General features: G+C 70.6%; 6 protein-coding genes and 1 pseudogene. 5 read left to right on the top strand and 2 right to left on the bottom strand.

Annotated elements, in window-relative coordinates:
* The 3 genes from metH to ACVV2G_RS14450 all read left to right on the top strand — a co-directional run.
* Window positions 1-3,463 (top strand): methionine synthase (gene metH, locus ACVV2G_RS14460; protein ID WP_453843080.1); only part of this gene is annotated, 3,463 nt, incomplete at its 5' end.
* Window positions 3,464-3,591: 128 nt separating this feature from the next.
* A complete protein-coding gene (locus tag ACVV2G_RS14455; RefSeq protein ID WP_453843079.1) occupies window positions 3,592-4,293 on the top strand; it encodes an HAD family hydrolase in 702 nt (233 codons plus the stop codon).
* 444 nt (window positions 4,294-4,737) lie between these two features.
* Window positions 4,738-6,342, top strand: coding sequence for an ABC transporter substrate-binding protein (locus tag ACVV2G_RS14450; protein ID WP_453843078.1), 1,605 nt, complete (start codon window positions 4,738-4,740; stop codon window positions 6,340-6,342).
* 133 nt (window positions 6,343-6,475) lie between these two features.
* Here the strand turns inward: ACVV2G_RS14450 and ACVV2G_RS14445 are convergent, their stop codons facing one another.
* Window positions 6,476-7,147 (bottom strand): response regulator, encoded by a 672-nt coding sequence (locus tag ACVV2G_RS14445; protein ID WP_453843077.1) that lies wholly within the window; start codon window positions 7,145-7,147, stop codon window positions 6,476-6,478.
* 14 nt (window positions 7,148-7,161) lie between these two features.
* Window positions 7,162-8,163 carry a RecB family exonuclease gene (locus ACVV2G_RS14440; protein ID WP_453843076.1) on the bottom strand — a complete coding sequence of 334 codons (1,002 nt, stop codon included), beginning with the start codon at window positions 8,161-8,163 and terminating at the stop codon, window positions 7,162-7,164.
* Window positions 8,164-8,335: 172 nt separating this feature from the next.
* Between ACVV2G_RS14440 and ACVV2G_RS14435 the strand changes: the two genes are divergently transcribed.
* Window positions 8,336-9,955: a site-2 protease family protein gene (locus tag ACVV2G_RS14435; protein WP_453843075.1), complete on the top strand. Its 1,620-nt coding sequence runs from the start codon at window positions 8,336-8,338 to the stop codon at window positions 9,953-9,955.
* A gap of 47 nt (window positions 9,956-10,002) precedes the next feature.
* Window positions 10,003-10,896 (top strand): annotated as a pseudogene (locus ACVV2G_RS14430) (tRNA (adenine-N1)-methyltransferase); the annotation flags it as partial.
* Window positions 10,897-10,949 lie beyond the last annotated feature (53 nt).

Genomic DNA, 10,949 nt, shown 5'->3' with positions numbered 1-10,949 from the left:
CGCCCTGCGTGAGGCGCTGGCCACCCGTGTGGTGGTCGCCGATGGTGCGATGGGCACCATGCTGCAGGCGCAGAATCCCTCGTTGGAGGATTTCCAGCAGTTGGAGGGCTGCAACGAGGTTTTGAATCTGACCCGGCCCGACATCGTGCGTTCGGTGCACGAGGAGTATTTCGCGGCTGGTGTGGACTGTGTGGAGACGAACACGTTCGGCGCGAACCATTCGGCGCTGGGTGAGTACGACATTGCCGAGCGGGTGCATGAGCTGTCGGAGGCGGGTGCGCGGGTGGCGCGTGAGGTGGCCGACGCGTTCGCCGCGCGGGACGGCCGGCAGCGCTGGGTGCTGGGCTCGATGGGTCCGGGTACCAAGCTCCCCACGCTGGGCCACGCCCCCTACACCGTCCTGCGGGATGCGTATCAGCGCAATGCCGAGGGGCTGGTGGCGGGTGGTGCGGACGCGCTGCTGGTGGAGACGACGCAGGACCTGCTCCAGACCAAGGCCTGCGTCCTGGGCGCGCGGCGTGCCCTGGACGCGCTGGGTCTGGAGGTGCCGGTGATCGTGTCGGTGACGGTCGAGACGACCGGGACGATGCTGCTCGGCTCGGAGATCGGCGCCGCCCTGACCGCGCTGGAGCCGCTGGGTATCGACATGATCGGTCTGAACTGCGCGACCGGTCCGGCGGAGATGAGTGAGCATCTGCGTTACCTGGCCCGTCACTCGCGTATCCCGTTGTCCTGCATGCCCAACGCCGGTCTGCCGGTCCTGGGCAAGGACGGGGCCCACTACCCGCTGAGTGCGCCGGAGCTGGCGGATGCGCAGGAGATGTTCGTCCGTGAGTACGGCCTGTCGCTGGTGGGCGGCTGCTGCGGTACCACGCCCGAGCACCTGCGGCAGGTCGTGGAGCGGGTCCGCGGTGCCGTGCCGGCCGGACGGGACCCCCGTCCGGAGCCGGGCGCGGCCTCGTTGTACCAGTCGGTGCCGTTCCGGCAGGACACGTCGTACCTGGCGATCGGTGAGCGGACGAACGCGAACGGGTCGAGGAAGTTCCGCGAGGCGATGCTGGAGGGCCGCTGGGACGACTGTGTGGAGATGGCCCGCGACCAGATCCGCGAGGGTGCGCACATGCTGGACCTGTGCGTGGACTACGTGGGCCGTGACGGCGTGGCCGACATGGCGGAGCTGGCCGGCCGGTTCGCCACCGCCTCGACGCTGCCGGTCGTACTGGACTCCACCGAGGTCGAGGTGCTCCGCGCCGGGCTGGAGAAGCTCGGCGGCCGCGCGGTGATCAACTCGGTCAACTACGAGGACGGGGCCGGCCCCGGCTCCCGTTTCGCCAGGGTCACCCGGCTGGCGCGCGAACACGGCGCCGCGCTGATCGCGCTGACCATCGACGAGGAGGGCCAGGCCCGCACCGCCGAGAAGAAGGTGGAGATCGCCGAACGGCTGATCGAGGACCTGACCGGCAACTGGGGCATCCACGAGTCGGACATCCTCGTCGACTGCCTGACCTTCACCATCTGCACCGGCCAGGAGGAGTCCCGCGGCGACGGCATCGCCACCCTCGAAGGCATCCGCGAACTCAAACGCCGCCACCCGCAGGTGCAGACCACCCTGGGCCTGTCGAACATCTCCTTCGGCCTCAACCCGGCCGCCCGCATCCTGCTCAACTCCGTCTTCCTCGACGAGTGCGTCAAGGCCGGCCTGGACTCGGCGATCGTGCACGCCTCCAAGATCCTGCCCATCGCCCGCTTCGACGAGGAACAGGTCACCACCGCCCTGGACCTGATCCACGACCGCCGCCGCGAGGGCTACGACCCGCTGCAAAAGCTCATGCAGCTCTTCGAGGGCGCCACCGCCACATCACTGCGGGCCTCCAAGTCCCAGGAACTGGCCGCGCTCCCGCTGGAGGAACGGCTCAAGCGGCGCATCATCGACGGCGAGAAGAACGGCCTGGAACGGGACCTGGACGAAGCCCTCCGGGAACGCCCGGCCCTCGACATCGTCAACGAAACCCTGCTGGACGGCATGAAAGTCGTCGGCGAACTGTTCGGCTCCGGTCAGATGCAGCTGCCCTTCGTCCTCCAGTCCGCCGAAGTCATGAAGAGCGCGGTGGCCCACCTGGAACCGCACATGGACAAGACCGACGACGACGGCAAGGGCACCATCGTGCTGGCCACCGTCCGCGGCGACGTCCACGACATCGGCAAGAACCTCGTCGACATCATCCTGTCCAACAACGGCTACACCGTCGTCAACCTCGGCATCAAGCAACCCGTCTCCGCGATCCTGGAAGCAGCCGCAGAGCACCGGGCCGACGTGATCGGCATGTCCGGCCTCCTCGTCAAATCCACCGTGATCATGAAAGAGAACCTGGAAGAACTCAACCAGCGCCAACTGGCCGCCGACTACCCCGTCATCCTCGGCGGCGCCGCCCTCACCCGCGCCTACGTCGAACAGGACCTCCACGACATCTACGACGGCGAAGTCCGCTACGCCCGCGACGCCTTCGAGGGCCTGCGCCTGATGGACGCCCTCATCGGCGTCAAACGCGGCGTACCCGGCGCACAACTGCCCCAGCTGCGCCCGCGCCGGGTGCGGGCGGCCACGGTGACAGTCGAGGAACGACCCGGGGAAGACCACGCCCGCTCCGACGTCGCCACCGACAACCCCGTCCCCGCCCCGCCCTTCCGCGGCACCCGCGTCATCAAGGGCATCCAGCTCAAGGAATACGCCTCCTGGCTCGACGAGGGCGCCCTGTTCAAGGGCCAGTGGGGCCTGAAACAGGCCCGCACCGGCGAAGGACCCTCCTACGAGGAACTCGTCGCAACCGAGGGCCGCCCCCGGCTGCGCGGCCTCCTCGACCGCCTCCAGAGGGAGAACCTGCTGGAAGCGGCCGTCGTCTACGGCTACTTCCCCTGCGTCTCCAAGGACGACGACCTCATCGTCCTCGACGAAGCGGGCAACGAACGCACCCGCTTCACCTTCCCCCGCCAGCGCCGCGGCCGACGCCTGTGCCTCGCCGACTTCTTCCGCCCCGAGGAATCCGGCGAAACCGACATCGTCGGCTTCCAGATCGTCACCGTCGGCTCCCGCATCGGCGAGGAAACAGCCCGCATGTTCGAAGCCAACGCCTACCGCGACTACCTCGAACTCCACGGCCTGTCCGTCCAACTCGCCGAAGCCCTCGCCGAATACTGGCACGCGCGTGTGCGCTCCGAGCTGGGCATCGCGGGTGAGGACCCCGCCGCGATGGAGGACATGTTCGCCCTGAAGTACCGGGGCGCCCGCTTCTCCCTGGGCTACGGCGCCTGCCCGGACCTGGAGGACCGTGCCAAGATCGCCGACCTGCTCCAGCCGGAACGCATCGGCGTCCACCTGTCGGAGGAGTTCCAGCTCCACCCCGAGCAGTCCACCGACGCCATCGTGATCCACCACCCGGAGGCGAAGTACTTCAACGCGCGCTGAGGCCTCCCGTACCCGCGCCACGGGCCACACCAGGCATTCTCGTCCTGCACGACGTACACTGGTCGGTCCACCGCAGGCCGGTTCCCGTCACGGGAACCGGCCTGATCGTCCCTCAAGGAGGTACGTGGATGACCAGTACGGTCCCCGCGCTCGGAACCCGTTCGGCCGAAGGCTCCGCCCTGCAGGCGGTGCTCCTCGACATGGACGGCACCCTGGTGGACACCGAGGGCTTCTGGTGGGAGGTCGAGGTGGCGGTCTTCGCCTCCCTCGGCCACACCCTCGACGACTCGTGGCGCCACGTGGTCGTCGGCGGTCCCATGAGCCGCAGCGCCGGATTCCTGATCGAGGCGACCGGGGCGGACATCACGCTCGCCGAGCTGAGCGTGCTGCTCAACGACGGCTTCGAGGAGCGCATCGGCCGCAGCCTGCCGCTCATGCCGGGAGCCGCCCGGCTGCTCGCCGAACTCCGCGCGCACGAGATCCCCACGGCCCTGGTCTCCGCCTCGCACCGGCGCATCATCGACCGGGTGCTGACCTCGCTGGGCCCTCAGTACTTCGGCCTCACCATCGCCGGGGACGAGGTGCCCCGCACCAAGCCCCACCCGGACCCGTACCTGGCCGCCGCGGCCGGGCTCGGCGTGGATCCGACCCGGTGCGCCGTCGTCGAGGACACCGCGACCGGAGTCGCCGCCGCGGAGGCCGCGGGCTGCCACGTGGTGGCCGTGCCCTCGGTCGCTCCTCTCACCCCCGCCGCCCGGCGCACGGTGGTCGGCTCGCTGGAAGAGGTCGACCTGACATTTCTGCGCGGCCTGATGACCCCTGCGCTCTAGGCGCTCACCCAGCGTGCAGCGGTAATGACGCGGCAATTCCCGAAAACGGCGCGCCGACGCCGACGCGAGGCGGTGCGCGGGTAATTGAGGCACTGCGGATGGCTCAATCCAGGCACCTGCCTGTACAGGGTTCGGTGTGAGGTTCGCCACCTTGCTGGGTGTCGACAGAGGGGAGTATGTGTGCTGTTCCGCGCCTGGCGAACGTTGTCGAGGTGCCCTTGTGTCCTGATTGGTGAAAGCCTGCACTAATCCTTCCACTGTCGGGTTTTCGGTGTGTCCGCACCCGGTTTCGCTCCGTGATGAGCTTTCAACTCCACTGGCTGCGAGCCCCCGTGCGGGCGCGGACTAATCTCGTCGCGAGAACATCGGCCACTACCCCCGTGATCCGCCGCGACACCCCTGCATGCCGGATACACGGACCGACAGCTCTGGAGAAACTCGAGCATGAACCGCAAGACTTTGGTGCTGCCGGCCGTCGTCGGCCTGCTCGCGCCGGCACTCGCCGCCTGCGGCGGGTCCGGCAGCGGCAGCGGCGGCGGGGACGCGATCGTCGTCGGCACCACGGACCGGTTCACCGCTTCGAAGGACGCACCCGCGCCCCTCGACCCGGCGTTCGCCTACGATGTCGGCCTCTGGAACATCCTGCGGCAGACCACGCAGACCCTGATGATCCAGCCCCGCGGCGACGGTGAACCCGTGCCGGAGGCCGCCGAGAAGTGCGGATTCACCGACACCGGCAACGAGCGCTACGCGTGCACCCTGCGCGACGGACTGAAGTTCGCCAACGGCGACGCCATCACCGCGGAGGACGTCAAGTACTCCTTCGAACGCGCGCTGACCATCCAGGCGGACAGCCAGGTGTACGGCCTGTTGTCGACCGTCGACACCATCGAGACGCAGGGCGACCGCGAGGTCGTCTTCCACCTCAACACCGCCGACGCCACTTTCCCGTACAAGCTGTCCACCCCGGTCGCCGGCATCGTCAACAAGGCGGACTACGCGAAGGACAAGCTGCGCGAGGGCTTCGAGCTGGACGGCTCCGGCCCGTACACGATGAAGGCCGAGGTCGACGGCGACGAGATGACCAAGGCCGTGCTCACCAAGAACCCCGAGTACAAGGGGAGTGTCCAGGTGAACAACGACAAGGTCGAGATCGTCTCGTTCGACAACGCCGAAGCCATGGGGGCCGCGCTCGACAAGGGCGACATCGACGTGATGACCCGCGCGATGACGCCGGACCAGATCCGCGAGCTCTCCACCTCCACGAACTCCGCCGTCGACCTGGTCGAGGTGGCCGGTCTCGAGATCCGCTACCTGGGCTTCACCACGGACGCGGAGACGGTGAAGGACAAGGCCGTCCGGCAGGCGATGGCCCAGCTCGTCAACCGCAGCCAACTCGTCTCCGAGGTCTACGGCTCCCAGGCCGAACCGCTGTACTCGATGGTGCCGGCCAGCATCACCGGTCACTCGAACTCGTTCTTCAACAAGTACGGCGACCCGAGCGCGGAAAAGGCCAAGGAGATGCTGGAGGACGCGGGCGTCAGCACCCCCGTGAAACTCACGCTGCACTACACGACGGACCACTACGGCGCCGCGACGAAGCTGGAGTTCGAGCAGCTGCAGAAGCAGCTGAACGGCAGCGGGCTCTTCGACGTCGACATCAAGGGCATGCCCTGGGACAAGTTCCGCCCGGCGCAGATGAAGGGCGAGTTCGACGTCTTCGGCATGGGCTGGTTCCCCGACTTCCCGGACGCGGACAGCTTCATCGCGCCGTTCCTCGACAAGGACAACACCCTCAACTCGCCGTACGTGAACACCCAGATCAGGAACAAGCTGATCCCCGAGTCCCGTCGTGAGGCCGACCGGCTCTCCGCGGTGGACAGCCTCAACGAGATCCAGGACATCACCGCGAACGACGTCCCCGTGATCCCGCTGTGGCAGGGCAAGCAGTACGTCGCCGCCCGGGACGACATCACGGGCACGGCCTACGTACTCAACTCCGCCTCCTCGCTCCAGGTGTGGGAGCTGGGCCGGGGTGTGAGCGGCTGACGCCCCGCCGGACCCGGCACGAAGGGCGCCCTCCTCCGATCGGAGGAGGGCGCCCTTCGTGCCGGGTGCGCGTCGCGCGGGTGAGTGCCACGGCCGTGCTCCGTACGCGCCGTAGCGCGGCGCGCCGGGCGGCCTACTGTGCGCCGGGGCGGACCAGACCGCTCTCGTACGCGTACACCGCGGCCTGCACCCGGTCGCGCAGGCCCAGCTTGGTCAGCACATGGCCCACGTGCGTCTTGACGGTGGTCTCGCTGACGAAGAGGTCGGCGGCGATCTCCGCGTTGGACAGACCGCGGGCCACCAGCTTCAGCACCTCCACCTCACGCTCGGTCAGCGTGTGCAGGGCGTCCGGGACCGGCTCGTCGCCGGAGGGCAGATGCGTCGCGTACTTGTCGAGCAGCCGGCGGGTGATGCTCGGCGCGAGCATCGCCTCGCCGTTCGCCACCACGCGGATGGCCTGCACCAGTTCGTTGGCCGGGGCGTCCTTCAGCAGGAAGCCGCTGGCCCCCGCCTTCAGCGCCTCCACCACGTACTCGTCGAGGTCGAAGGTGGTCAGCACCAGCACCTTGGCCGGGCCGTCCCGCTCGGGCCCGGTGATCTGCCGGGTCGCCTCCACGCCGTCCATCCGCGGCATGCGGATGTCCATCAGCACCACGTCGGGCTGCAGCGCCCGCACCTGGTCGAGCGCCTGGAGGCCGTCTCCGGCCTCGCCGACGACCGCGAGGTCCTGCTCCGCCTCCAGAATCATCCGGAAGCCCGTGCGCAGCAGCGGCTGGTCGTCGACCAGTAGGACGCGGATGGCCACGTAAGTCTCCTTCGCTAGTCCGGTCCCATTCTGCCCTGCTCGGTGGCGCCGGAGCCGGCCGCCCTCACCGGCAGGGGATACGGCGGGGGAGTGCCGCCGAACTCCGGGCAGTGCGCCTGGTGGTCGCACCAGCCGCACAGCTTGGTGGGACGCGGCCGCCAGTCGCCCGTCTCCGTCGCCAGCCGGATGGCCTCCCACAACGCCAGCAGCTTGCGCTCGACCCGCTCCAGGTCGGCGAGGACCGGGTCGTAGGTGAGCACGTCACCGCTGCCGAGATAGACGAGCTGCAGGCGCCGTGGGACGACCTTCTTCAGCCGCCACACCACCAGCGCGTAGAACTTCATCTGGAACAGCGCGCCCTCGGCGTACTGCGGCCGGGGCGCCTTCCCCGTCTTGTAGTCGACGATCCGCACCTCGCCGGTGGGGGCCACGTCGACCCGGTCGATGATGCCGCGCAGCCGCAGGCCCGAGTCGAGCTCGGCCTCGACGAACAGTTCCCGCTCGGCCGGCTCCAGCCGGCTCGGGTCCTCCAGGGTGAACCACCGCTCGACGAGCCCCTCCGCCTCGCTGAGCCACTGCGCCAGCCGCTCGCCCTCCGGGTCGTCGGCGAACAGCTCCCCGACCTCCGGCCTGCTCTCCCGCAGGCGGTCCCACTGGCCGGGGACCAGCGCCTTCGCCCGTGGTGCGGTGCGCTCGGCCGCCGGGGCGTCGAAGAGCCGCTCGAGCACCGCGTGCACCAGGGTGCCCCTGGTCGCGGCCTCGCTCGGCTTCTCCGGGAGGCGGTCGATGACCCGGAACCGGTACAGCAGCGGGCACTGCATGAAGTCGCCGGCCCGGGAGGGCGAGAGCGATGCGGGCGCCACGGCGACGCGCACGGGTGCGGGGACGTCGGCCGCCGCGTCCCCCACCGCGTCCCCCACCGCGTCCGCCGTCGCGTCCGCGGGGTCCGCCACCGTCGCCGCCGGTCGGGCGGGGCCGCCGGCGTCCTCCGCGACATCCTCGATGCTCGTCTCCATGCCCACAGACCTTACGGCCCGCGACTGACAGCCCCGTCCCGCGGCCGTGACCCAAGTGACGGAAGGGAAGCACAGGGGTGCCGGAGCGGAACGGGCCGCGACGGACGCATACCATCGGGACGAGACCCTCCCGCCCGGCAGGCGCGGGAGACGCTTCGAACGAGGGGACACCGTGGACGTGAGCGGCGGGAACGGGCAGCCGCGGTCCGGCAGCGACGAGTCGGCCGAGTCCGAGGCGAGCCCCACGGCCCCGGCCACCGGCCCCGGACATCCGGAAGCCGCGGATTCCGGCCCGTCCGGGGAACGTCCCGCGGTCCGGTCGCCCCGGCCCACGGACGACAGCCCCGGTGAGCATCCCGAAGAGACGTCCGAGGCACGCCCGCCGGCACCGCGTCCCGAGACGCCCCGCCGTGCGGCATCGCCGGGACCCGGCACGTCCGGCACCGGGACGCCGGGGGAGGGGACGCCTGGTGGTGACCGCCCCGCGGGCCCGCCGCCGTTCCCGCCCCCCGCCGGCGACCACCCCGCGCACGTGCCCGCGACGTCCGGTCACGGCCCGCACGACCCCCGCCCCGACCGGCCCCGTGCCGACGTCCGGGCCTCCGCGCGGGGCACAGGGCCCGGACGGCCGCCGCAGCGGCGCCCGGAGCCCGGCGGAGGGCTGCTGATGGGCCGGCCCTTCGGCGTGCCCGTGTACGTCGCGCCCAGCTGGTTCCTGGTCGCCGCCCTGATCACCTGGGTGTTCGGCGGCCAGCTCGACCGCGTGCTGCCCGAGCTGGGAGCCGCCCGCTATCTGGTCTCCCTCTTCTTCGCGGTCGCCTTCTACGCCTCGGTCCTCGTCCACGAGCTGGCCCACACCATCGCCGCCCTCCGCTTCAAGCTCCCGGTCCGCCGCATCCAGCTCCAGTTCTTCGGCGGGGTCTCCGAGATCGAGAAGGAGGCCGAGACCCCCGGCCGCGAGTTCGTCCTGGCCTTCGTCGGCCCGCTGCTCTCCCTCGTCCTCGCCGGCGTCTTCTACGTCGCCATGCTCCCCGTCGAGCCCGGCACGGTCCCCGGCGTGCTGCTGGCCGGCCTGATGATCTCCAACCTCCTCGTGGCCGCGTTCAACCTGCTGCCCGGCCTCCCGCTGGACGGCGGCCGGATGCTCCGCGCCGTCGTCTGGAAGATCACCGGCAAACCGATGACCGGCACGGTCGCCGCGGCCTGGGTCGGCCGGGCCCTCGCCGTCTCCGTGCTGATCGGACTGCCGCTGGTCACCAGCGCCCTCGGCTCCGGCGCCGTGGACGACGTCGGCATGGACACGGTGATGGACGCCCTGCTCGCCGCGATCCTCGCCGCGATCATCTGGACCGGCGCCGGGAACAGCCTCCGCATGGCCCGCCTGCGCGAGCACCTCCCGGAGCTGCGCGCCCGTGTCCTGACCCGGCGTGCCGTCCCCGTCCCCGCCGACACGCCGCTCTCCGAAGCCCTGCGCCGCGCCAACGCCTCGGGGGCCCGTGCCCTGGTCGTCGTCGACGCCGACGGCATCCCCGTCTCACTGGTCCGCGAGGCCGCCATCGTCGGCGTACCCGAGCACCGCCGCCCCTGGGTGCCGGTCGGCGGCCTCGCCCAGGACCTCACCGAGGGCATGCGCGTCTCGGCCGAGCTGTCGGGCGAGGAACTCCTGGACGCGCTGCGCGCCAATCCGGCCACCGAGTACCTGGTGGTCGAGGAGACCGGTGAGATCTACGGCGTCCTGTCCGCGGCCGACGTGGAGCGTGCCTTCGTCAAGGCCATGGCCCGTCCCTCCTGACCTCCCGCGTGGTCGGCGGCCCCGTCGGGGACCGGTAGGCTGGTCACATGTCCGAACCGACCGGTGCCGCCCGCAGGCGCGGGCCCTTCAAGGTCGGGGACCAGGTTCAGCTGACCGACCCCAAGGGCCGCCACTACACGTTCACGCTCGAGGCCGGGAAGAACTTCCACACCCACAAGGGTTCCTTCCCCCACGACGAACTGATCGGCGCTCCCGAGGGCAGCGTTGTCCGCACCACCGGGAACGTCGCCTACCTCGCGCTGCGCCCCCTGCTCCCCGACTACGTCCTGTCCATGCCCCGCGGGGCAGCCGTCGTCTACCCGAAGGACGCGGGGCAGATCCTCGCCTTCGCCGACATCTTCCCCGGCGCGCGCGTCGTGGAGGCAGGGGTGGGTTCCGGCTCCCTCAGCAGCTTCCTGCTGCGCGCCATCGGCGACCAGGGCATGCTGCACTCCTACGAGCGCCGCGAGGACTTCGCCGATATCGCCCGGCAGAACGTGGAGCGCTACTTCGGCGGCCCGCACCCCGCCTGGCAGCTCACCGTCGGCGACCTCCAGGACAACCTGTCCGACACCGACGTCGACCGCGTCATCCTCGACATGCTCGCCCCCTGGGAGTGCCTGGACGTCGTCAAGAAGGCGCTCGTGCCCGGCGGCATCCTGTGCTGCTACGTGGCGACCACCACCCAGCTCGCCCGGACCGTCGAGTCCATCCGCGAGATCGGCTGCTTCAACGAGCCGACCTCCTGGGAGACGATGATCCGCAACTGGCACATCGAGGGCCTCGCCGTCCGCCCGGACCACCGGATGATCGGCCACACCGGCTTCCTGCTCACCGCCCGGCGCCTCGCCGACGGCGTCGAGCCGCCCATGCGCCGTCGCCGCCCCGCCAAGGGCGCCTACGGCGAGGACTACGCCGGCCCCAACGCCGACGCAGGCGCCGTCCTGTTGCGCGGCGGGCGGCGGGCGGCGGGCGGCGGGCGGCGGGCGGCGGG

The organism is Streptomyces sp. JK94 (assembly GCF_053613315.1).
Note: the sequence above shows the minus strand (reverse complement) of the source record. Positions and strands in the feature narration are given on the sequence as shown.